General features: G+C 54.5%; 18 protein-coding genes and 6 pseudogenes. 17 read left to right on the top strand and 7 right to left on the bottom strand.

Annotation, left to right across the window (positions count from 1 at the left end; translation table 11 throughout):
- Positions 1-64 precede the first annotated feature (64 nt).
- Positions 65-214 (bottom strand): annotated as a pseudogene (locus R8G34_11665) (IS3 family transposase).
- A 34-nt stretch (positions 215-248) separates the two neighbouring features.
- Between R8G34_11665 and R8G34_11660 the strand changes: the two are divergent.
- The gene (locus R8G34_11660; GenBank protein MDW3223518.1) at positions 249-503 is read left to right on the top strand and encodes an iron chelate uptake ABC transporter family permease subunit; all 255 of its coding nucleotides are present in this window, start codon (positions 249-251) and stop codon (positions 501-503) included.
- Positions 500-718, top strand: coding sequence for a hypothetical protein (locus R8G34_11655; protein MDW3223517.1), 219 nt, complete (start codon positions 500-502; stop codon positions 716-718). The genes R8G34_11660 and R8G34_11655 overlap by 4 nt, the downstream gene beginning before the upstream one ends.
- Before the next feature lie 2 nt (positions 719-720).
- On the opposite strand, the pseudogene R8G34_11650 reads toward R8G34_11655, so the two are convergent.
- A pseudogene (locus R8G34_11650) lies at positions 721-810 on the bottom strand (transposase).
- A 143-nt stretch (positions 811-953) separates the two neighbouring features.
- Between R8G34_11650 and R8G34_11645 the strand changes: the two are divergent.
- From R8G34_11645 to R8G34_11605, 9 genes are all read left to right on the top strand, one after another.
- Positions 954-1,853 (top strand): LysR family transcriptional regulator, encoded by a 900-nt coding sequence (locus tag R8G34_11645; GenBank protein ID MDW3223516.1) that lies wholly within the window; start codon positions 954-956, stop codon positions 1,851-1,853.
- A 95-nt stretch (positions 1,854-1,948) separates the two neighbouring features.
- Positions 1,949-4,036 (top strand): hydantoinase/oxoprolinase family protein, encoded by a 2,088-nt coding sequence (locus R8G34_11640; GenBank protein ID MDW3223515.1) that lies wholly within the window; start codon positions 1,949-1,951, stop codon positions 4,034-4,036.
- Positions 4,033-5,739: a hydantoinase B/oxoprolinase family protein gene (locus R8G34_11635; GenBank protein MDW3223514.1), complete on the top strand. Its 1,707-nt coding sequence runs from the start codon at positions 4,033-4,035 to the stop codon at positions 5,737-5,739. Before R8G34_11640 ends, R8G34_11635 begins: the two co-directional genes overlap by 4 nt.
- Entirely contained in the window at positions 5,736-6,947 is a 1,212-nt protein-coding gene (locus R8G34_11630) for an FAD-binding oxidoreductase (protein MDW3223513.1), read from the top strand. The genes R8G34_11635 and R8G34_11630 overlap by 4 nt, the downstream gene beginning before the upstream one ends.
- Positions 6,947-7,720 (top strand): HpcH/HpaI aldolase/citrate lyase family protein, encoded by a 774-nt coding sequence (locus R8G34_11625; GenBank protein ID MDW3223512.1) that lies wholly within the window; start codon positions 6,947-6,949, stop codon positions 7,718-7,720. Before R8G34_11630 ends, R8G34_11625 begins: the two co-directional genes overlap by 1 nt.
- On the top strand, positions 7,717-8,928 hold the full coding sequence (locus tag R8G34_11620) for a pyridoxal phosphate-dependent aminotransferase (GenBank protein MDW3223511.1): 1,212 nt from the start codon (positions 7,717-7,719) through the stop codon (positions 8,926-8,928). Before R8G34_11625 ends, R8G34_11620 begins: the two co-directional genes overlap by 4 nt.
- 9 nt (positions 8,929-8,937) lie before the next feature.
- The gene (locus R8G34_11615) at positions 8,938-9,774 is read left to right on the top strand and encodes an NAD(P)-dependent oxidoreductase (GenBank protein ID MDW3223510.1); all 837 of its coding nucleotides are present in this window, start codon (positions 8,938-8,940) and stop codon (positions 9,772-9,774) included.
- A gap of 13 nt (positions 9,775-9,787) precedes the next feature.
- The gene (locus R8G34_11610; GenBank protein MDW3223509.1) at positions 9,788-10,495 is read left to right on the top strand and encodes an SDR family oxidoreductase; all 708 of its coding nucleotides are present in this window, start codon (positions 9,788-9,790) and stop codon (positions 10,493-10,495) included.
- Positions 10,496-10,612: 117 nt separating this feature from the next.
- Positions 10,613-11,152 carry a hypothetical protein gene (locus R8G34_11605; GenBank protein MDW3223508.1) on the top strand — a complete coding sequence of 180 codons (540 nt, stop codon included), beginning with the start codon at positions 10,613-10,615 and terminating at the stop codon, positions 11,150-11,152.
- Positions 11,153-11,169: 17 nt separating this feature from the next.
- On the opposite strand, the pseudogene R8G34_11600 reads toward R8G34_11605, so the two are convergent.
- The 3 genes and pseudogenes from R8G34_11600 to R8G34_11590 all read right to left on the bottom strand — a co-directional run bounded on the left by R8G34_11600 (position 11,170) and on the right by R8G34_11590 (position 13,826).
- A pseudogene (locus tag R8G34_11600) lies at positions 11,170-11,463 on the bottom strand (aldolase/citrate lyase family protein).
- Positions 11,464-11,516: 53 nt separating this feature from the next.
- Positions 11,517-12,332, bottom strand: coding sequence for a 2-oxo-hepta-3-ene-1,7-dioic acid hydratase (gene hpaH, locus R8G34_11595; protein MDW3223507.1), 816 nt, complete (start codon positions 12,330-12,332; stop codon positions 11,517-11,519).
- Between the two features lie 51 nt (positions 12,333-12,383).
- Positions 12,384-13,826, bottom strand: a complete 1,443-nt coding sequence (locus tag R8G34_11590; protein ID MDW3223506.1) for an aldehyde dehydrogenase family protein — start codon at positions 13,824-13,826, stop codon at positions 12,384-12,386.
- A 251-nt stretch (positions 13,827-14,077) separates the two neighbouring features.
- Between R8G34_11590 and R8G34_11585 the strand changes: the two genes are divergently transcribed.
- The 4 genes and pseudogenes from R8G34_11585 (at position 14,078) to R8G34_11570 (ending at position 17,539) form a co-directional block, all read left to right on the top strand.
- Entirely contained in the window at positions 14,078-14,815 is a 738-nt protein-coding gene (locus R8G34_11585) for an aminotransferase class V-fold PLP-dependent enzyme (GenBank protein MDW3223505.1), read from the top strand.
- A gap of 16 nt (positions 14,816-14,831) precedes the next feature.
- The gene (locus tag R8G34_11580) at positions 14,832-15,275 is read left to right on the top strand and encodes a hypothetical protein (protein ID MDW3223504.1); all 444 of its coding nucleotides are present in this window, start codon (positions 14,832-14,834) and stop codon (positions 15,273-15,275) included.
- A 21-nt stretch (positions 15,276-15,296) separates the two neighbouring features.
- Positions 15,297-16,408: pseudogene (locus tag R8G34_11575) on the top strand (class II histone deacetylase).
- 477 nt (positions 16,409-16,885) lie between these two features.
- A complete protein-coding gene (locus tag R8G34_11570; GenBank protein MDW3223503.1) occupies positions 16,886-17,539 on the top strand; it encodes a hypothetical protein in 654 nt (217 codons plus the stop codon).
- A 422-nt stretch (positions 17,540-17,961) separates the two neighbouring features.
- Here R8G34_11570 and R8G34_11565 read toward each other — a convergent pair.
- Positions 17,962-18,798, bottom strand: a pseudogene (locus R8G34_11565) (transposase).
- 93 nt (positions 18,799-18,891) lie between these two features.
- On the opposite strand from R8G34_11565, the pseudogene R8G34_11560 reads away from it, so the two are divergent.
- A pseudogene (locus tag R8G34_11560) lies at positions 18,892-20,274 on the top strand (IS3 family transposase).
- A gap of 318 nt (positions 20,275-20,592) precedes the next feature.
- On the opposite strand, the gene R8G34_11555 reads toward R8G34_11560, so the two are convergent.
- On the bottom strand, positions 20,593-21,585 hold the full coding sequence (locus R8G34_11555) for an HNH endonuclease signature motif containing protein (protein MDW3223502.1): 993 nt from the start codon (positions 21,583-21,585) through the stop codon (positions 20,593-20,595).
- 1,029 nt (positions 21,586-22,614) lie between these two features.
- On the opposite strand from R8G34_11555, the gene R8G34_11550 reads away from it, so the two are divergent.
- Positions 22,615-23,424, top strand: a complete 810-nt coding sequence (locus R8G34_11550; protein ID MDW3223501.1) for a hypothetical protein — start codon at positions 22,615-22,617, stop codon at positions 23,422-23,424.
- Positions 23,425-23,431: the final 7 nt, after the last annotated feature.

The following is a 23,431-nucleotide window of genomic DNA, read 5'->3' as shown; positions in this document are numbered from 1 at the left end:
TAGAATTTTTGGCACCAATGGCAGTCTAAACTAAGGGAGAGTTCAGCCCATCTTGTTGGTTTGATTATGCGGCGCGCTGGATGTGATGCAAGTGGCGCGTTCCGAGCGTCTTCCTTTTGATCCTTTCCCATTGTTTTATAATGGCTTTGTAACGCCTGAAGTAGGCATCGGCCGGCGTGACGTTATTCAGGCTCTCGTGGTAGCGCTGGCGGTTGCCGGCTGGCGTTTCACTACTCTCGGCCGCGGCTGTGTCCTTTGTTGGTGCCGTCGCTTTCGTGGGCCTTGTGGGGCCACATATCGCGCGGATGCTTGACGGGGAAGACCAGCGCGGCTTCCTGCCACTCTCAGCCCTTGCCGGTGCGCTGATCCTGTGCGGTACCTCTATCGCCTCAAAGGCCATCACCCCCGGCGTCGTCTATCCTATCGGCATGATTACCTCGCTTATCGGCATTCCATTTTTTGTCTCGCTGATCCTCAGCCAACGAAAAAGGCACTGGCAATGAACGCGCTTCAAGTTACCGACCTCAGCTTTGCCTACGGGTCGCGCGCCATCCTGACGGGCGCTTGCGTCGCACCGCTACGCCCCGGCAAACTGACCGCCTTGATCGGCCCAAAAGTGACGCTGTCGCCTGACGCGATATGCAGGATCGCAGGCTCGAACACGTTGATGACGTTGGCATCGTTACAATCGGCATTGAGCATCATGACAGAGTGGTGATCGCTCTCACGGAACCGACCGTGCCGATTCTTGGAAAAAGTCGAATGATCTGGAAGGCGGTCTGTCAGATCAAGGCGGCAGAACCAGCGATACCTGCCATTCGCGCGCTTCGTCCCGCTTGGGAGTAAGTAGGGGATTTTTTTAACGTCAGACCTGTGAATGCTCCGAAAGAGCTTTGTCCGCTTCAAAAGAACAGCTACCGTGCCTATCAATATTTTCTATCCATGAGCCGAAAATGATCAAAAGTCAGATCACTCTCAAACAGCTGGAGGCGTTTGCCTTTGTCGTCGATACCGGCACATTTCGTGCTGCGGCGTCTGCGCTTGGAACCACTCAACCCAATATTTCAGCACGGATCATTGCGCTTGAATCCGCCCTTGATGAGACGTTGTTGGTACGGGATGCCGGATCGGTTCGTTTGACTGTAAATGGTGAGAGGTTACTTCACAAAACACGTGAAGTGTTGTGGGCCGGAGAAGCGCTCATCGAGGAAGCTGGCCGTCGGGAGCTGATTGAGGAAACGCTTCGACTGGGCGTGACAGAGCTTGTGGCCTGCACTTGGTTGCAAAGTTTCTTGCGGTTGATGAGAGAGGCCTACCCAAAGCTGCGCATACAGCTGGAGGTCGACCTTTCAACAACGATTGATGCACGATTGATGGAAGGGCAGCTTGATTTGGCCCTTCAAACGGGCCCGTTCAAATCGAAAGCCTTCGCAAGCGAGACTTTGGGTCAAGAGCATTACTGTTGGGTTGCGAACACTGATTTGATCCAAAACGTCAGCACTGAGCCTACCCTGTCCGAGCTCTTTGAGCTGACAGTTCTAACGCATGCAAAACACACTCAAGCCTGTGCTGCGCTTCATAATCTGGCTGCAAAGCAAGGCTTGCGCCGCGAACGGATTGTCCATTCCAGCGCATTGTCGGCCTGTGTCCCGATGGTGCTTGAGGGGCTGGGCGTCGCCCTATTGCCCGAACGACTTGTGGAGGCAGAAGTCGCTGCTTCGGATCTGCATAGAATAGATACTGATTGGCATCCTGAGCCTTTGTCGTTCTTCGCACGATACGCTCCTGCACGTGCTGCCCTTTACGTTGAAAAAGCGGCTCAGATCGCAAAGATCGCAATACGGTCCCAGTAGATCATTAAAATTGATCAGGGTGAAAGATTTAATCGATTTGATTATTTGAAAATTCTCGGGCCATCTGCATGTGTAATTCATTGCAGGAGCCTCAGATGGCAACGACCTCTATCCGCCTTGGCGTCGACATTGGCGGCACATTTACCGACGTGGTTCTGGAAAAAGGCACGGAGGTTTTCTCGACCAAGGTGCTGACGACCTATGCCGCGCCCGAAAATGCGATCATCGACGGGATGCATCAGGTCTTGGACAAGGCAGGAGTTGCCCCAAACGAGGTCGATCAGATCATCCATGGCACGACCCTTGCGACCAATGCGCTGATCGAACGGCGCGGGGCGAAGACAGCCTTGATTACAACCGAAGGGTTTCGCGATGTCATTGAAATGCGCACGGAAAGCAGGTTTGAACAGTATGATCTGAACCTGAACTTGCCCGACCCGCTGCTACCGCGTCAGATGCGGTTTACCGTTGGTGGACGTGTGGATGCCAATGGCGCGGTATTGATCGATATCGACCGCAACGAGGTTGAAGCCGTTGTTGATCAGATTGCGAAGGCTGGCTTTGAAAGCGTCGCCGTCGGGTTGATCCATTCCTACCTGAACCCCGCCCACGAAGAGTTGGTGCGCGATGTAATGGCCGAAAAACTGCCGGATGTTGCGGTGTCTATTTCGTCCGAGGTCTCGCCGCAGATGCGTGAATATGAGCGGTTCAACACCGTCGTCGCCAACGCCTATATCAAGCCTCTGATGGCGTCTTATCTGGGCCGCCTTGAGGATCGACTGAAGGGCGAAGGTGTGGCGTGCCGTATCTTCCTGATGCATTCTGGTGGTGGGATCATCTCGATCCAGAATGCGGCTGACTTTCCCGTGCGTTTGGTCGAATCCGGCCCTGCAGGTGGCGCTGTGTTTGCGGCCCATATCGCGGCGCGCTACGGGTTGGACAAGGTACTGTCGTTCGATATGGGCGGTACCACGGCCAAGATTTGCCTGATCAAGAACCAAACGCCCAAGACGTCCCGCGTGTTCGAAGTTGCCCGAACGTATCGGTTCAAAAAAGGCTCGGGCATGCCCATCTCGATCCCGGTGATTGATATGGTCGAAATTGGTGCGGGCGGCGGTTCTCTGGCACATGTTGATGCGATGCGTCAGATCCGTGTTGGTCCCGAAAGTGCCGGATCAGAACCTGGCCCTGCCTGTTACGGCCGCGAGGGCACCCGCCCCGCAGTCACCGACGCCGATTTGGTGCTGGGTAAACTCGATCCCGACAATTTCGCGGGCGGCTCGATTAAACTGCACCCCGACGCATCCAAATCCGCGCTGTTGGGTCATGTGGGCGATACGCTTGATATGGATGCGGTTGAGGCGGCGTTTGGTGTCGCCGAAGTGGTTGATGAAAACATGGCCAACGCGGCCCGTGTTCATGCAGTCGAGAATGGCGAGGATCTGTCAGAATATACTATGATTGCTTTTGGCGGGGCAGCGCCGCTGCATGCTGGGCGCTTGTGTGAAAAACTGGGCGTCGACCGTTTGTTGGTGCCGCCGGGGGCTGGAGTCGGCTCGGCTATTGGCTTCCTGCGCGCACCATTTAGCTTTGAGGCCAACCGCTCGGTTTACATGAAGCTGTCCGATTTCGATGGCGATCGGATTAAATCGTTGCTCACGGATCTAAAGGCTGAGGCCACTGGGTTCGTCCGCACCTGCGATGCGATCAGCCCGATCCTGTCGGAGTTCAAAGTCTATATGCGCTATACGGGCCAAGGTTGGGAAATTCCCATTGAGCTGACGGAAGACCAGGCGATGAACCCTGATGCGGTGACGTTTGAGGCGCGTTTCATCGAGGATTATTCCAAGCTGTTTGGCCGCCCCGTTGCGGGCATGGATATCGAGATCACGGTTTGGTCGGTGAACGCCACAACACCTCCTGAAAAGGTGGCGCGCATGGATGAAACAGACGGTTCCGGTGTTGCGGCAAGTGACGGGGATCGACAGCTTTTTGATGCGGCGGTCGGAAAATACCTTGATGCGCAGGTCGTGAACCGTTTCGACATGGCCACCGGTCAGCGCGCGGCGGGCCCAGTCGCAGTGGTCGAAGATGAAACCACCATCATCGTGCCTGCAAGTCGGGATGCAATCCGCCAGCCAGATGGCTGCATCGACATTGTATTGAAAGGATCAGCGCAATGACCCAGCATTCAAAAGTCGCCTATCAGGTCATGTGGAACCGCTTGATTTCCGTCGTTGAGGAACAAGCTCAGGCGCTGGTCCGCACAGCGTTTTCAACTTCCGTGCGCGAAGCGGGCGATTTGTCCGCTGGCGTCTATGACCTCCACGGTCAGATGCTCGCCCAAGCGGTCACAGGTACGCCGGGCCACGTGAATGCGATGGCCGACGCCGTGGCGCACTTCATCCGCCGTATCGGGCGTGACAATATCCATGATGGAGACATTTACATCACCAATGACCCGTGGGAAGGCACCGGCCACCTGCATGACATTACCATGGTAACGCCCTCTTTCCACAACGGCGCACTGGTCGGGTTCTTTGCCTGCACCGCCCATATCGTGGACATTGGCGGGCGAGGCTTTGGTGCGGATGCGGCCAGCGTCTATGAAGAAGGTCTTTATATCCCGATCATGAAGTTTGCCGACAAGGGCACAGTCGATGAAACCCTCACCCGCATTATTCGCGGCAACGTGCGTGAACCAGATCAGCTGATCGGCGACATCTATGCGCTGGCGACCTGCAATGAGATCGGTCACCGCCGCCTGATCGACATGATGGAGGAGTTTGCCTTGTCTGACTTGAACGGCATCGCCACCTTCATCCTGGACAACTCGCGCCGCGCGACGGTTGAGCGGATCGCGGCTCTGCCACAACAATCCGCGGAAGGTGAGATGACAGTGGACGGGTTTGATCGCCCTATAACGCTCAAGGTCAAGGTGAGCGTTGAAAGTGACAGGATCGTCTCTGATTTCACCGGCTCATCCGGGCTCGACAAAAAGGGCATCAACTGCCCGCTGGTGTACGCCAAAGCCTATGCTTGCTATGCATTGAAAGTTGCAATCGCGCCAGAAATTCCGAACAACGCGGCGTCCCTTGCTCCGTTTGAAATCACCGCACCCGAAAACTCCATTGTCAACGCGTTGCACCCTGCCCCCGTGGCACTGCGCCATATCGTGGGTCACTTCGTGCCAGACGCCGTGTTTAATGCTTTCGACAAGATCGTGCCGGGCCTCGTGCCGGCCGAAGGAGCGGGATGTCTGTGCAATTTTCAGGTGTCGCTGCGCCCGCGCACGGATGCGCCAGCCCCTTTGAGCGCACGGCGGTCCGAAGTGCTGACGTTCAACTCTGGCGGCTCCGGCGCGCGGCCTGAACATGACGGGTTGAATGCGACGGCCTTCCCTTCCGGTGTGATGACCATGCCGATCGAGGCAACAGAACACGCAGGCCCCGTGATCATCTGGCGCAAGGAATTGCGGCCCGACTCAGGAGGGGCAGGCAAGACCCGTGGCGGCCTTGGCCAATATATGGAAGTCGGCGCGCAAGAAGGGCATGAATTCGACATCCAAGCGATGTTTGACCGGGTTGATTATCCTGCACGTGGCCGTCGAGGTGGCAGTGCAGGAGCGCCCACAACTATTTCCCAAGACGATGGCAGCGCGATGAGCGGCAAGGGAAAACAGTTCGTGGCCCATGGTCGGCGCGTCATCATGGCCTTCCCCGGGGGTGCGGGCTACGGCAATCCATCCGAGCGTTCCGTTGAGCTCGTGAAACGTGATCTGGCACGCGGCTATATCTCGGCTGAGGTCGCGGCCGAGGACTACAATCTCTCCGCGGCAGACATCGCAGAAGTCCAAGCCGCTGTTGCGCGAGGAGACAAGATATGAAAACCCAAGCGCCGCAAAATACATCCTATGACGTCGTGATCATCGGCGGGGCCATTATGGGAGCCTCAGCCGCTTGGTTCTTGTCTGATGACAAAGATTTCGACGGGAAGGTTTTAGTTGTTGACCGTGATCTGAGCTATGAAAACACCTCGACCATGCACACAAATTCATGCATGCGCCAGCAGTTCTCGGGCGAATTGAATGTGCGTATCAGCCAATTTGCAGCGGATTTCGTCAAGAACCTGCCGCGCTACATGGGCAACGATGATCGTGTGCCCGCGCTATCGATCCGGTCCTTCGGCTACATGTATCTCGCCGATAACGACGCCTTTGCCGACGTGCTGCGCGAAAGCCAACAGGTACAGGTCAACGCGGGTGCCGCGACGCAATTGATGACACCGGATCAGATCAAGGCCGCTTATCCGTTCTACAATGTCGACGATATCGTTCTGGGGTCGATCAACCTCGTTGATGAAGGATTTTGGGATGCTACCGCTGTGTTCGACTGGTGGCGCAAATCTGCGCGCGAACGGGGTGTGGAGTACGTTGAGAACGAAGTCGTTGCGATCAATAAGAACGCTGACGGTACGCGCGTTGAAAGCGTGACGCTGAAATCGGGTGAGTTTATCGCTTGTGGGCAAGTGCTGAACGCATCGGGCCCGCGCGCTGCGCGGACAGCTGAAATGGCGGGCATCGATGTGCCGGTCGAGCCGCGTAAACGGTTCTCTTGGATCTTCTCAGCTGAGAAACCACTGGATCGTGACCTGCCGCTGACCATTGACCCCTCGGGTGTCCACGTACGCGAAAATGGTGGCGGCACGTATCAATGTGGCGGCCATTCCGATATTGATCCGGCCGTGGATTACGACGATTTCGCCATGGATCACAGCATGTGGGAAAACCACGTCTGGCCGATCCTTGCCACGCGCATTCCGCAGTTTGAAGCGATCAAGGTCCAGTCAGAATGGGGTGGGCATTACGCGATGAACACCTTTGATCACAACGCCATTTTAGGTCCGCATATGGAAATTGAGAACTTCTTCTTCCTCAACGGCTTTTCGGGGCATGGCTTGCAGCAATCCCCCGCAATGGGGCGCGGCACGGCCGAATTCATGGTGCATGGCGCATATAAAACGCTGGACATGACGCAATTCCATTTTGACCGTATCCCAGCAGGTCGCAAGATCATCGAAAAGGCGATCATCTGATGAAACTTGCGCCAAACCGCTTCACCCATGCGCTTGGCGCAGGTGACAAACAAGTTGGCCTCTGGATCAGCCTGTGCAGCAATTTCGTAGCCGAAGTCACAGCACACGCTGGCTATGATTGGGCGCTGATCGACATGGAGCACAGCCCCAACGACTATTTCAGTGTGTTGAGCCAGATGCAGGCCTTTGCCGCCAGTGACACGAAAGCGATTGTGCGGGTCGAATGGAACGACACGGTCGCGGTCAAACGCCTGCTCGATCTGGGCGCGCCGGGTATTCTGTTTCCGATGATCCAATCGGTAGAGGAGGCTGAAAAGGCCGTCGCTGCAACCCGCTATCCACCCCACGGAGTGCGCGGTGTATCGGGTGCGACACGGGCCACCAAATTCGGGCGTGTAACGGATTACGTCGCGCGCATTGAAGAAGAAACAACCGTCCTTTTGCAGCTTGAAACACGCGCCGCTGTTGAGCAGGCCGAAGCGATTGCGGATGTAGACGGTATTCATGGTATCTTCTTTGGACCCGGAGATATCGCTGCCGACATTGGAAAAGTTGGCATGCCGATGGACCCTGAAGTGTGGGCGTTGATCAAACCCGCCGCACAAAAGCTGATAGCGAAGGGAATTCCTGTTGGTACGCTTGTTCTTGATCCGGCATTTGCAACCGAATTGCTTAACGAAGGGTTCACTTTCGTTGCCTGTGGAACGGACGCAAGCCTTCTGGCAAAGGCATCAGACCATCTGCTCGCCACCGTCAAAGATGGCCTGTCATGAAGTTTGCATCATCCCGACTTGACCCGGTAAAACCCTCCGCTTCTGCATGGGTCAGCCAAGCCGCAAAAGAAGCCAAGGTCCGCGGCGAAGACGTTATTGACCTTGGGCTAGGCGAGCCGGATTTCGACACGCCTGCTCATATCATTGAGGCGGCGCATGAAGCCGCCTTGCGCGGTGAAACGCGTTATCCGCCTACGGGCGGCACGCTAGAGATGCGCCGCGCGGTGGTGGATAAGCTCGCCCGCGAAAACAACCTGAGTTACGCGACCGACGAAGTGATCGTGTCCAACGGGGCGAAACAGGTGTTGTTCAATGCGATGATGGCCACATTGGAACAGGGCGATGAGGTTCTGATGTGCGCGCCTTATTTTGGGCAGTACAAGGACATCGTGCTGATCCTTGGTGGGCAAGCCGTGGCGCTGAAATGCCCTGCCGAGAACGGCTTTCGGTTGGCCCCCGCACAGCTTGAGGCGGCGATTACGACCAAGACCCGCTGGGTCATGCTGAACCTGCCTTCGAACCCGGCGGGCGCGGTTTATTCTGATGAAGATTTGCGTGCCCTTGGCGCGATTCTGGAAAACCACCCGCACGTGTTGATCCTGTCGGATGAAATTTATGAACACATCTTATTTGATGGCCGCACGTTTCTGTCTTTTGCCGCGGCCAATCCATTACTGAAAGGTCGCACGCTCACAGTGAATGGTGTCTCCAAAGCCTATGCCATGACCGGCTGGCGCATCGGTTATGGTGCGGGACCAAGGCCGTTGATTGCTGCAATGACCAAGGTGCAAAGCCAGATTTGCTCAGGTGCCTGTGCCATCGCGCAGGCTGCTGCCGCTACTGCGTTGAACGGACCGCAGGATGACGTGCGCCGTTTCTGCGCCGCATTCGAAGAACGTCGTGATTTGGTTGTGGACCGCATCTCGCAGATCGACGGGCTAACGCTTGATCCGCCCGGCGGGGCATTTTACGGCCTGATCGGTTGTGCTTATTTGATCGGGGCGCAAACCGTGGATGGTGACACGCTGACCGATGACGCTGAAATCACAGCCTATATCCTGAACGACGCAGGCATCGCTGCCGTTCCGGGCAGTGCCTACGAGCTGTCCCCGTTTTTTCGTATCTCAACCGCTGCCTCGACGGATGTCCTTAGGCAAGCGATGGACCGTATCGCGACCTCTGTCGCCAAACTCAAAAGAAAGACCTGAGCAATGAAATTGAAGAAACTTGTTCTGACCGGTGCCGCTGGCCGTCTTGGATCCTACCTGCGCGAACCGATGACAAAGATGTGCGATGAATTGGTATCCACGGACATCGTTGATGATATCGGCACGCTTTATGGCGGCGAAACCTATGCCAAAGGCGATCTGACGAGCCTTGAGGAAATGATGCGTGTTCTGGATGGGGCCGACATGGTCGTGCATATGGGCGCATATGCCGATGAGGGGCCTTTTGAAAAACTGCTCGGCCCGAACTTTGTGGGTGCCTACAACATCTGGGAGGCCGCCTATCAGCATGGCCTTAAACGCGTTGTTTACGGTAGCTCTATTCATGCAGTCGGGATGCACCCAAAGAACGATTTTATCGGCACCGATGTACGCCACCGCCCCGATACATTCTACGGTCTGGCCAAATGCTTCGCAGAAGATCTGGGATCGATGTATTGGGACAAACGGGGCCTTGAGAGCGTGCACATGCGCATTCTGTCCTGTGCCCAAGTGACCAACGCGCGTGCGCTTGGGTCGTGGTTATCCTACGATGATCTGATCCAACTGGTGCAGCGCAGCATCGAGGCGCCTGTGACTGGCTTCTCTATCGTCTACGGGGTGTCCAACAATGACCGTGTACCCGTTGATAACGCCAAGGCCAGCTTTTTGGATTATCGTCCAGCCGACAATGCAGAGCAATTTGCCGACGCCATTCTGGCCGAGACCGAGCCTATGGATACCCAGGATCCTGGCAACATGTGCCACGGTGGGCCGTTCGCGGCTGTAGAGCTTGGCAATAGTGGGGTCGCTAGGATGAACATCGTCGACGACACCAAGAAAACCTAAAAGGAGACCAAACATGTCTGACGTAAAAGTAGCACTCATCACCGCCGGTGGGTCCGGCATGGGCGCAGACAGCGCGCGCGCTTTGGCCGCTGATGGGTTCAAGGTTGGTATCTTGTCATCATCGGGCAGGGGCGAGGCTTTGGCCAAGGAGCTTGGTGGCGTTGGTATCACCGGCACCAACAAATCCGAAGAAGATCTGCAAAAGTTGGTGGATGCCGCCATGGATCACTGGGGCCGCATCGATGTGCTGGTGAACTCTGCCGGTCATGGCCCGCGCGCGCCTGTGCTCGAACTGACGGACGATGACTGGCATGAAGGCATGGAGGTTTATTTCCTCAATGCTGTGCGCCCAACGCGTTTGGTGACGCCGATTATGTTGAAACAAGGTGGCGGCACGATCATCAACATCTCGACCTTCGCCGCATTTGAACCAAACCCTGTATTCCCCACCTCCGGCGTCATGCGCGCGGGTCTCGCCTCTTACAGCAAGCTGTTCGCCGATAAATACGCGGCCGAAAACATTCGTATGAACAACGTGTTGCCCGGATTTATCGACAGCCTTCCTGAAAAAGAAGAGTTTCGTTCGATGATCCCGATGGGGCGCTATGGCAATTCATTGAATGAGATCGCAAGTGTTGTCGCGTTCCTCGCGTCCGAGGGCGGAGCCTATATTACCGGTCAGAACATCCGCGTTGACGGTGGCATCACAAGGTCGGTCTAACACGCCCAGCAAGCTAGGCCACAATTGGTATTGAAAAGGGGCTGTCCCATGTCCGAATTGTTCACGTAGCTGCGTATCAAAGACGTCACCTTTAAGAACCGGATCGGGATGTCCCCGATGTGCCAATACAGTTCAACCGATGGTGTCGCTGGTCCATGGCACATGGTGCATCTGGGGTCGCGTACCGTTGGCGGCGTGGGTTTCATCATGGCTGAATGCACTGCCGTTTCCGCCAATGGTCACATTTCAAACGGGTGTGCCGGACTTTGGGATCAAAAACAGGCCGAAGCCCTGGAATCAATTGTCGCGTTTCAAAAGTCGTTTGGTGCAGTAACGGGCGCGCAAATTTCCCATTCAGGGCGCAAAGGTAGCGCGGGGACGGCACTTGAAGGCGGCTGTCACTTGGATGCAGGGAATGCATCCGCTTGGGAGACAGTTGGCCCGACCGATAACGCATTTGATCCCGATGGCACGCGTCTTTGGCGGCAACCTCGGGCGTTGAGTGTTGAAGACATTCGAGTAATTCAAGAGGAGTTTGTGCAATCGGCAAAACTTGCGCGGGATGTTGGATATGATCTGCTAGAGGTACATTGCGCACATGGGAATCTGTTGCATTCATTCCTAGCCGCAAAACGAGAGGCCCGCCCCAAGGCGTAGCCAACGCCCCAAATGCCGTGCGGGGGATAGCATACGGCACGCACAAGATCTCGCGCCTGATCCGCGCTATCGACCATTGGGATAAGAAGGCTTTGCACCCCGGCATCTAACACCTGTTTTATCAGATCACGATCGCCACTTGGCAAGCGCACGACAACATCACTATCGCTAGCCTGGAGGATACCAATTTGGTCGGAAATTGAACGCAGATCGTTTGGCGCATGCTCGCCATCAATCAAGAGCCAATCAAACCCGGCGGTGCCAACGATCTCAGCCGCGTATTGCGATGCTAGACCAACGCAACATCCCATGTGCGGGCGGTCGCCCTCGAGGGCCGCTTTGAATGTGTTCTTCGGCGCCGGCATCAGGATTCCTTCCCAATGGAGTAGGTGATCTGGCCAAGCGTGCCAAAGTCGCATTGGATTGTGTCACCAGGGGCGCCTGCAACTGGTCGGGTAAAGCTGCCACCCAAGACAAACTCACCAGCCTTCAGTGATGCGCCCAGTTTGTGCAATTCGCGGGTCAACCAAACGACGCCGTTAGCCGGGTGCCCGAGAACGCCAGCAGACACGCCGGTTTCTTCGATCTTGCCGTTGCGATACAGGATGCCAGGCACCATCCGAAGATCAATCTCATCGGGACGGACTGGAGTGCCGCCCCAAATGATCCCGGCATTGGCCGCATTGTCTGCGATTGAGTCCATAACCTTGAGAGGAGCACCGGTGTCCGGGTCGTTGAGATGCGCGCGACAATCGATCACTTCGATTGCTGGGATCACCCATTCGGTCGCATCTAGAACGTCAAGAATGGTGACATCAGGTCCTGACAACGCGGATTTCAGCTTGAAGCCAAGTCCGACCTCGAAGCGTGGGAAGATAAAGCGATTAGGCGCAATGACGGCACCGTCATCGATCACCATAGTATCGGTCAGAACGCCGTAGTCTGGAATGTCGATGCTAACAGCCAGCTGCATGGCGCGACTTGTGAGGCCTATCTTGTGACCAATGACCCGTTCCCCACGTGCTAAGCGTTGTTGCACCCAAGCCGATTGCACTTTGTAGGCGTCATGCATCGAGAAGTTCAGGTATTGGACGCTTGGCGCTCGGACAACCTGACGCGTGCGTTCGGCGTCATCGTAGGCAGACGCAAGCTGTGTGACCTGGTCGTTGGTCAGGGTCATGTCATTTCCCAAATTGCCTTTGGAATGCGCGTTTCCGCGCACCCTTTCTAATTAGGTCTCGGGAAACCATCCACCTACAGCTTTGACTTCGAGAAACTCTTCGAGACCCCAAAAACTGCCTTCACGTCCTGTCCCTGACTGTTTGAAGCCACCAAATGGCGCGCCTTTGGAGCAGAAGTTGCCGTTCATTTCAACCAGTCCTGATTTCAAGGCGCGCGCGACGCGATTGTCGCGATCTGGGTTTGTGGTCTGTACGTAATTTGTTAGACCGCAAAGCGTATCATTGGCGATCTCGATGGCTTCTCCCTCACTGTCAAACGGCATGACGCACAAGACGGGTCCGAAGATTTCTTCCTGCATCACGTCCATGTCGTTGTTCACGTCCGCAAAGATGGTGGGGCGTACGAAATATCCTCGGTTCATGTCCTGAGGACGTCCTGTACCGTCGGTCACAAGACGGGCACCTTCCCGAATACCGGTTTCGATCATCGCCTGAACTTTGTCGAACTGGGCTTTGTTGACCAAAGGCCCAATATGATCGCCTGATTTGGCGGCGGTATCCACACCTTGTTCTTCGGCGATCGCAACGGCTTGTGCGACGGCTTCGTCATAGCGCGATCGCTCAACAAGCATGCGCGTCGGTGCATTGCATGATTGTCCGGTATTGTTGAAACAGTGCAACGCGCTACGGCGGACCGCGTCTTTGTCTGCATCGGCGAACACGATGTTTGCGCCTTTGCCGCCAAGTTCCAGCGACACACACTTCACTGTATTAGCAGCGTTTTTCGTGATGGCGGTGCCGGCCCGTGTCGAGCCGGTGAAAGATACGAAATCCACATCGGGATGACCAGAAAGCTGCGTGCCGACACTCAGCCCATCCCCATTCACCAGATTGAACACCCCGGCTGGAGCGCCTGCTTCGTGCAGAATTCCTGCAAAGATCATCGAAGACATCGGAGATTCTGCGGATGGTTTCAGGATCATCGTGCAGCCCGCTGCCAGAGCAGCCCCCACTTTCCGGGTCACTTGGTTCATTGGCCAGTTCCACGGCTTGATCAGCGCGCAGACTCCGATTGGCTCATAGATGATGTGATCGTTTGGCGCGCCGTCATTCAGGGAACGTTCAAATTCCAAAGCTTCCAGTGCATCAATATACTCATCAAGGTGCACTGCGCCGATGCCGGTTTGAATACCGTTGGCGAAATCAATGGAAGCGCCCATTTCTTCACTCATGGCAGCTGCGATATCGGCGTGCCGGCTCAGATAAACCTCATGTACCTTGCGTAAAAGAGCGAGACGTTCGGCCTTGGTCGTAGCCGCCCAAGCGGGGAATGCAGCCTTAGCTGCAGCGACGGCGGCATCTGCGTCTGTAGAACTGCCAAGAGTGATTGTGGCAAAAGCTTCCTCTTTCGAGGGATTGACAAGAAACGCCTCGTTGCCGCCTTTTGAGGATACCCAGCTGCCATTGATGTAGAATTTGCGTGCGTCTTTTATTGTCGCAACTCCTGCGTTTTGACGAAAAAGAGCACAGATTGAAAAGAGTATAAAATATATAATTTGTGAGAGATGTGACATCTGATATATAAGCGCAGATGCTCGCGTATATATATTTTGTAGCGATATACGAACAAAGTTTATATTTTATATACTTATGCATTTGTGATTTTGTGTTCATAGACGAGGGCGGCTCAGCAGCCTTTCAGCCGCTTTAGACAGAAAATCGTAAGTAGAAAGGTGATCCCGACATGTCGCTCAACAAAGGCCACCCGATCATGGCCATCCCGGGACCGACGGTTGTGCCTGAACGCGTGCTGAACGCGATGCATCGCCCTTCGGCCAACATTTATGAAGGTGAACTGGTCGAGATGACCGATCACCTTTTGGAACAGCTGAAGAAAGTTGTCCGGACAGAAGGCTACGCGGCGATCTACTTGGCGAACGGGCACGGGGCATGGGAAGCGGCAATCAAAAATACACTGAATGAGGGCGACAAGATCGTAGTGCTTAGCAATGGATTTTTCGCCCACAAATGGGGGGAAGTGGCCGCCACCCACAAATTCGAAGTCGAGTATATTGACTATGGAATGACATCAGACGCTGATGCCGCGCGATTAGAGGATGTTCTGCGCGCCTACACAGACGGTCAAATCAAAGCAGTATTAGCCGTACAATCCGAAACGTCATCCTCAGTCCGAAACGATATCCCTTCCTTGCGCGCGGCCATCGACACTGCGGGACATGCTGCGCTTTTCATGGTGGACTGCATCGCGTCACTGGGGTGTGACCAGTTCGAGATGGACGCGTGGGGTGTTGATGTCGCGGTGTCTGCGGGACAGAAGGGAATGATGAACCCAATTGGCCTATCATTTGTGTTCTTCAATGAAAAAGCTGATGCCGCACGCACCCACGCCAATCCTGATCAGTATTGGGATTGGACTGATCGCGCCAAATCGAAGTTTTTTGTATCTGCGTTGGTCTGGTAGCCCGCCGGGCCACCACATGTTTGCCCTACGTGAAACGCTCCAGATGATGCTGGATGAAGAGGGGATGGAGGCCGTTTGGGCAAGGCACGCCACAATTTCCCGGGCCGCCTGCGCCGCAGTCGACGTTTGGTCAGAAGCGGGTGCGCTTGCTTTGAACATAACAGATCCAACGAAACGTGCATCAGGTGTTACGACGATCAATACCGCACCAGGTGTTGCCCACAAGATCCGGCGTTGGTGCCAGGATGAAGCAGGGGTGACCCTTGGGAATTCTCTGGGGTTTCCCTTGGATGAGGTCGAAGATCATTTTCGCATCGGCCATATGGGCCATTTAAATATTCACATGGTGATGGGTGTGCTTGGCGCGATCGAAACAGCCATGATCGCGCATAGCATACCTCACGGCTCCGGTTCGCTTAGCACTGCTGCCCGTGTGCTTGCTGCACATGAAGCGGTTTGAACTGGAACAACGGAAACCAAAATGACTAACAAAACAGCCTTTGTTTGGGGCGAGAAATGCTTTTGGCATTTCGGTGGTAATTATGCTCTTCTTGCACCTGTAGGTGGATTGGTGCAGCCAATGGGTGCGGCCGGCTTGCCGGAGCCCCAGAGACCAAACGCCCCCTAAAGAACCTTATGGATGTAACTGGCCTGTCTGCAGAGCTTGACTTGATGAATGCGCCGCGGGCCAGCATGGGAGACTTGGCTCGCGTGCACCCGCAGGACTATCTCGAAACGTTCAAATCAAAATCTGACAATGGTGGCGCAGAGCTCGGGTCGCGCACACCTTTCGGACCATGCGCGTTCGAGATCGCTGCTTTGTCTGCCGGTCTTGTGACCAAAGCGATCGAGGTGGTGCAGACCGGTCAGGCGCGGAATGCATATGCTTTGTCGCGTCCACCGGGGCATCATTGTTTGCCGGAGTTCCCAAACGGGTTCTGTCTATTGGCGAACATCGCGATTGCCATTGAAACAGCGCGCGCGGCGGGGCTTGGGAAGAAGTTTGCGGTCGTCGATTGGGACGTGCACCACGGCAATGGAACCGAGGCGATTTTCCTCGATAGCAATGATGTGCTGACAATCTCGATCCATCAGGATCGGTGTTACCCTCATGACACCGGCAGCACAGATGTCGTCGGCGAAGGACCGGGGGCTGGGTTCAACATGAACATTCCGCTGCCACAGGGCTGCGGACATAAGGCCTATGTCGACGCGATGGAAAGACTGGTTGTTCCAAAGCTCAAGGCATTTGATGCCGATCTGGTGATCATTGCTTGCGGGTTCGATGCCTCTGGGTTTGACCCATTGGCCCGTATGATGTGTTCGCCCAAAACCTACAAACAGATGACACGGCAAGTGATGGAGGTGACTGGGGGCAAACTGGTTGCCGCGCATGAAGGTGGCTATTCAGAGCTTTACGTGCCCTTCTACGGTCATGCGATGCTAGAAGAAATGTCAGCGTCCGAAATCGTTGCCGAAGACCCTTTGTATGCGCGCATTACAGGCCAACAACCAGATCAACGTGCGGACGCCTTTCATCACGACGTGGTAACCCGCTTACACGCAGAGTTGCAGCAGGGTGGTGTGTTGTAGGGTCCTAAACCCGATGGCGACATCTGCAGAATTGGATGCCGACAATCATTGGGGTTCATCGACCGGTACCGATAGGTTGGGCACGTTCAAAAGCAGCTGTTTGAAATACATCTTGTTAGTGACGGAAACGCGGACTTTTCCGACATTGATGTTAGGGCATGTTGCTGACGCAGCATCCGCTTGCAGTTGCCGTACGCTTGTCGCTGCGCTGCAACCAACGTCGCCAGACTGGTCATTCTCCGGCGTCGATTTGCCCGAAACCGAGACCGTGCTTTCGCCGCAGCTTGGTCAGACAAGTATAACGCGGGACAATCTGTGAGCTCGGTGCATCAGCACCAATGTCCGTTCTCCTCGACTTCTCCTGGACAGGTAAGAGGCGTATCGGCGCAAGGGCGGCGGAATTCTGCCGGGGCTCATAACTTGTTGACAGAGGCGTGCCGTACGCGCGAGGCTAGAAACGGATTTCGGAGATTTCAGATGCAACCTGCACGATATGCACTTGCCTTAGTGATCGTCGCCGCGTCACCGGGTGCCGCGTCGACGATCAGCTCTGCGTTTGGCTTTGCGTCCATCGCGATCACTGCGTCCACCTTTGAGACCGATTTTGAGCAGGTTGATCTGATTGTGGATGGTCGCACCTCGGTCAGCGCCAGTGCTTTCGTGGACAGCGCCAACGGACGGGATGCTGATAGCGACAGCGCAACCGTAACCTTCACCAACCCGCTTGGTGAGGCGCTTGAGCTTTATGTCGAATACGAGCTTATGAGCCAGTCCTCGACAGAGTTTTTGGATGGTGTGGTGATCCGCGATGCGCGTTACGATTCGAACGCGTTTGTCGAGTTGGGCTTTCGGTCGGCCTTTACCTCCACGAACGGGAGGTATGACTGCACCGATGCCGATTACAGCTCTGCGGGCTTTGATTGCTTTGGCGTGTTCGACGACGATTTGCTGGATGTGTTTGACACACCCATTGACTACCTCGACCCGTTCGCAAGCGTGTCCTTTTCGCTTGAAGCCTCGGCGTTCGCGTTCATCGAGTCCACGCCGTCGCCGGTTCCGGGACCACTTCCCGCTTGGCTGCTTCTTTCTGGCCTTGGTCTTTTGGGGCTACGGTGCTTCAGGCGCGCCTAAAGTTTTTTGCGCACACCTCTGTTTGCAGACTTTCGGCAAGAATAGAGGGCATCTGCATTTAGCTTACCCATGTGTGCGACGCCGCTCCGCTCCGCCGCTGGTGGTCTGACCGGGCCATTCTACCCGCACAGTTGCGTTGGAGGCGTTGGCTTGAAACGCGACGGCAAGAAGTTCTGTGACCTGTGACCTGTGAACTGCGTCCTCTTTATTCGCCGCGTCTTGAACCAACGGCTGGTTCTCCTGCTGCGCCGCAGCGGCTAAAAACTCGCACCTGTAGCGCTTTTGGTGCCGCCAGCGCTTGCAGCTTGATTTGGAGACTTCCGCGCCTGATACTTGCGGGCTCGCCAGTCTGGCGCGTTTCGCTTGGAATCGGAATAAGTCCGCTAAGTGTGCTGCATCTCTTTGCCGCCCAGACAGACCTAAAGGTCGTTCTCGTCATCCCAAGTGAAGTCAGATCGAGAGAAAGTTCCATCGGTTCGCTCGCCCTTGTCGAAGACGGGGATGAAGGGAAGGATTTAGTGCTTGAGTGCAAGCCAGACCAGATTGTTGGAAGACCCATATGCCGTATCGGCGGCAATCCAATCAAGCTTCACACGAAAACGTTCTTCCGTGTGATCGAGCATCTTGAGCACAGCACCGACCTCAGCGGTCTTGTTGGACCGACTGGCGTCCACAGCCACGATAATGCTGTGATCGGTGTCGATCAGATAATAGGTAGAAAACGCAAAGAATGCGGGACCTTTGCGTGCAGCTGTCCATTGACTGGCGGGGTCAGCATGGGCGGTGACCTTGGGTTTGACGGTGGTGGCTGTACCAAATGCTTCGTCATCAACGGTACCCAGGTCCTCGCGCACCGCTCGTGGCGCTGTCGTCGGATCGGTGTCGCGTGCTGCCCAGTCCTCCGGGTTGCTGGAGTTCTGTTTCTGGACGTCGGCGCTGATCAAACTGGCGTCCACAGCAAAACCTTGATCACCGACGAGCCCTTCTTCCATGCAGCGTGCCACGGTTGTCTCGAACACATGCCTTAGCAGGTCGCTCTCACGGAACCGACCGTGCCGGTTCTTGGAAAAAGTCGAATGATCTGGAAGGCGGTCTGTCAGATCAAGGCGGCAGAACCAGCGATAGGCTAGGTTCAGATGCACCTCTTCGCACAACCTCCGCTCGGATCGGATGCCGAAGCAGGATCCTACCAGCAGCATGCGGATCAGCAATTCAGGATCAATCGATTGGCGGCCCGTGTAGCTGTAGAAGTCCGCAAGAGCGGAGTGTCTGACGTCAGCGCTTATGGATCCAAATAGGGTTATTTGCTAAGGGAGTGTTTGTTGCTCATCGTAACCACCGAGGAGTGGACGATGAGAAAGACAGCGAAGAGCCCTGGCGAGAAGATCGTCAAAGATATTAAACGTGCAACGCGCAAGCACTATTCATCTGAAGAGAAGATCAGGATCGTGTTGGATGGTCTGCGTGGTGAAAACAGCATTGCTGAGCTGTGCCGCCGTGAAGGGATATCGCAGGGCATCTACTACAAATGGTCGAAAGACTTCATGGAGGCCGGAAAGAAGCGGCTAGCTGGGGACACAGCACGCGCTGCGAACACTGATGAGGTCAAGGAACTGCGCCGCGAAGCCAAGGAGCTCAAAGAGGTGGTGGCAGAACAAACGCTCGAACTGCGTCTTCTCAAAAAAAGCATGCTCGGGCCCTCTCAGTGAATGCAAGACATTCACCTGCCGGGTAATAGATGGGGGCGACCACGAATGAGGTACCCCGCATCTGAGAAGCTTGAGATCATCCGGCTGGTCGAGGGGTCGCATCTGTCGGCCCGTCTGACATTAGCCAAGCTCGGCATTCCGCGCACCACGTTCTATCGCTGGTACGGCCGGTATCTTCAACGCGGTGAGGCTGGTCTGCAGGACCAATCGCCCAAGCCAAAGCATGTCTGGAACCGCGTGCCTGACGACGTGAAGCGCAAGGTTGTCGACTTCGCCTTGAAAGAGACAGAGCTGTCACCGCGCGAACTGGCAGTGACGTTCACGGATCAAGAGCGCTACTTTGTGTCAGAATCCACTGTCTATCGCGTGCTCAAAGCGCATGATCTGATCACCAGCCCAGCCTTCATCGTCATGAAAGCCGCCAGCGAGTTCAAAGACAAAACCACGGCCATCAATCAGCTTTGGCAGACCGACTTCACCTACATCAAGGTCCTTGGTTGGGGCTGGTTCTATCTCAGTACGGTTCTGGACGACTACAGTCGCTACATCGTCTCCTGGAAACTCTGCACGAACATGCGGGCCGAAGACGTGACCGATACACTGGACCTCGCGTTGCAAGCGTCTGGCTGTGATCAGGTCCATGTCGTTCACAAGCCACGTCTGCTCAGCGATAACGGATCAAGCTACGTCTCCGGGGATCTGGCGGAATGGTTGAAAGACAAAGGCATGAAGCACTCGCGCGGAGCCCCCTATCATCCGCAAACCCAAGGCAAGATCGAGCGGTGGCATCAAACCCTGAAGAACCGCATCTTGCTGGAAAACTACTTCCTGCCAGGTGACCTCGAAGCGCAAATCGAAGCCTTCGTCGATCATTACAATCATCAGCGATATCACGAGAGCATCAACAACGTCACACCTGCTGACGTCTACTTCGGGAGTGACAAAGCCATTCTAAAACAACGCGAAAAGATCAAACGAAAGACACTCGAAGCGCGACGCTTGCATCACCGCCAGCACGCCGCATAATCAAACCAACCAGATGAGCCAAACTCTCTCTTAGCTTAGGCCGCCTTTGGTGCCAAAAACCCTGACGACGGACACACGCTTGCAATGGAATTGGAGCGAAATACGTTCTCCCGACATCACTTACTAAAAATCTGCTATCTTGCATTTTATTTTAGTAATTTCCTCTCCGAAGATTTTAGCTCACGGTTGGCGTCACAACTCAAAAAGTCAATCGGGGCTTCTCGCTCTTTGCGAGTTTATCTACCAAGCGCGCAGAAATTGAACATCATCAGCGGATGATTTCCGCAGCTTTGCTTTACCCGCTACGGGCGCGCCCCATCATGTTCCATAACTTGGTCCTAGGTTTGGTTCGAACGCGTCTGGACTGAAACTGTCGCCTGTCCCTGCTGCGTAGATTTCTACAGCCTCAACCAGCGTCAAATAGGTTCCTTTGTTTTCATGAATAAAATTCCCCTCGTGCAGGTAGATTGTTGTGATGCCCCAATTGTTGATCGGCGCGTTCTCAATTCGGCACACGACAACCAAACAGTTGCTTCTAAAATCGTGGCCGCCCTCGACGATAAATGATCGACCATATTCGTTTTTAGAGAATGTCTCTCCGAAACGTAGAGCACTCGCGTATTCGGAAAGCGACCCCCCTTCACCCGCTTTCGGACAGAGTGGAAATTCTGATGGCGTAACCCAATTTGCTTGCAAAGCACCATCCGTAAGCGCCTTCGTTATCTCAGGCAACTTGGGTGGATCTACTTGATTGCGGTGCTCAAATAACCATTCACCTAGGCTACCACCGGAAGACTTCTTCGAACTGTTTGCCCAACTTTCGAGCTTCGTCCGGCTAGCCGCTGCTTCATCACGCGAGACCGTTCGCATCCAATTAAACTGACCTGGCAAGGGCTGGTTTTTTGGCCTCGAGGGGTCGGCGAAGAATTGCTCAACTGAGCCATAAGCTTCGACGATGCGCTTAAGGGTTATTGGGTTGAGTAACATATTCTCGAGCTTTGTAATCCATCGAAGGTTCTCAGGCCGGTTATTCATTCTGTTTGTATCAATGTGATCAACGATATGCTGCTTGGTTGGTGGATCACCGTGAAACGCGGTGGCGACAATCCGGTGGACCGGGTCACTTCCAAAGTTAGCATAGCCGGTCTTTTCGTTTTTGGTCCCGAAGGTCCAATAATTGTCTAGCTTGCGGTGCCTGCCACTAAGGCGTCTTCTGCGTAGTATCGCACCGTTGTCTCTAACGTCGTAAGTGTCGTCTTTGTAGGTGCATGTTCGGATTTCTGTGAAGGTATTGATAAAGAGGTCTGACATAGTTTTACCGTCAATATTGGTATTGGTGTCTTGGCACGCGGCAGAGAACCGAACAGGCGGTTTCCTGTGGGTGCCGCGATCCAGTTCCCTTTGAGGCGACTTGCCTTTCAAAGGTGTTGTCTCGGAGGTTGATCTCTTTAAGTTAAGTTGAGTCAGGCATCTCAGCGAAGACCAAGTTGACCGGGAGACCTTGGCCCTGCGTTACGTCGCCAGACCTACTGTAAACCTCCCATGCAGCTGTCCTGTAAGGACCAACGAAACCTCCGTCGGATTTACCAATTGCTGGCCAGATTTTTCCAACAGGTGAAGCACGTAGCTGCTCATTTGTTCGGTATATGTAGACGACGCGTTCGCCCGCTCGAACGTCTGACTTCATTGCTTCGACTATTTTCTTGAAATCCTTGAGTAGCTGAAAAAGAGCTACCTTTGTGTCTTGTGGAAACGATTTTCGACCGGCCAAAATATCGCGTGCAAATCTATCGGAGAAACCCCCGATCTCCGCCAAATCTCGGGCGGAAAGTCCAAAGTAAGAGCACATTGTCGCGTAAGAGGCATCACGTCTGTGATTGGTCACTGTATTCTTCTCTCCTGAGAGGCGCGGCCCGGTGCCGTCTGCCATTTTGGGATTGTTCCGAATTCGGAACCAATCAATTGGTAGTTCCGAAAACGGAACTAGTCAATTCATATTCTCGGCAATTTGCTTTTGATGCTACAAAATGCCAAAAAAAAAATTGTTGCATCGAAAGTCGCTAATAGACTTGACCACATTTCCAAACAGAGAATAGTCGGCAAGCTATCTTTTGCCCCCGATACGACACACAAAACGTGGCCCTTACGACACACTTTCGGGTTTGACCGACTCTACAAAAAGACCTCAAAGCACTGTAATTAAACATTTTTTATAATCGCCTAGGAAGCCACCACCTCCTACCGCCGGAACCAAGCGGGTGTGCCAAGGGCCTATCTTGATATCCCTCGAAACTTGCGCCAAGTGATGCTGGTATATGAAGCGTGTGTTTGGGCTTAGAAATGAAACTGCAACGAATATTTGAAAATCTGTCCAGGCTGGCTGACCATAAAATTTTCCCGAAAGGTGTCATTGACGAGGGACGAATTTTTGAGTTGGGAACGTTTGAAAATTCCGAAGAGTTGCACGGTCGTGTGACTGATGTTGTAGAAGGTTTGAAAGACCACATCGGTCAACCGTTCGAGTTGCACCCATGGATCGCCATAGTTCGTCTGTCGACGATCAAGCAGAATGGTGATCCAAAACCACTGACATTCGTTGAACTCGTCGAGCCTCAGAAGAATAGGGCAGTATTTGTCACGCAATTGTTTGCTTTGCCTAAAGGTCTGCACAGAACTGCTTACTTCATTTACGAACACACTCCAGCTGGCACAACTATCAAAGCCAGAAATGCAGATGGAAAAAGAAGGGATGCAGAGCAAGCAAGTTTGTCGCTTTACCCGCTTGCCATTGCGGTGCTGAACACTCGTGGGTGTCGTGTCGACCTAAAGCGCGCTCCAAGTATTATCAACGCAAAACGAGTGAAGCGCGGGAAGCTGGCTATACCATCTCACTGGGATGTTGGAACCGCAGAATATCTGACGGCTCTTGGGGCCAGCAATAGAAGTAACGCTGTCGCCTCAGGCTCTCATGCAAGCCCGATTCCGCATTTGCGACGTGCGCACGAGCGTGAACTACAAAATGGTCAGCGGATTTGGGTATCTTCAGCATTGGTGAACGTTCGAAGCGAAGGTGATATTGCCTTTGTAGAACGCCGGAAAGGCTATCGCCATGACAAAGGACAACTCGCCAAAAGTTCAAGCGAAGAGTAAGCCTGCA

The sequence above is a fragment of the Paracoccaceae bacterium genome, assembly GCA_033344815.1.
Lineage (GTDB): Bacteria > Pseudomonadota > Alphaproteobacteria > Rhodobacterales > Rhodobacteraceae > Roseobacter.
The sequence above is the reverse complement of the archived record's forward strand: the minus strand, read 5'-3'. Positions and strand labels throughout refer to the sequence as shown.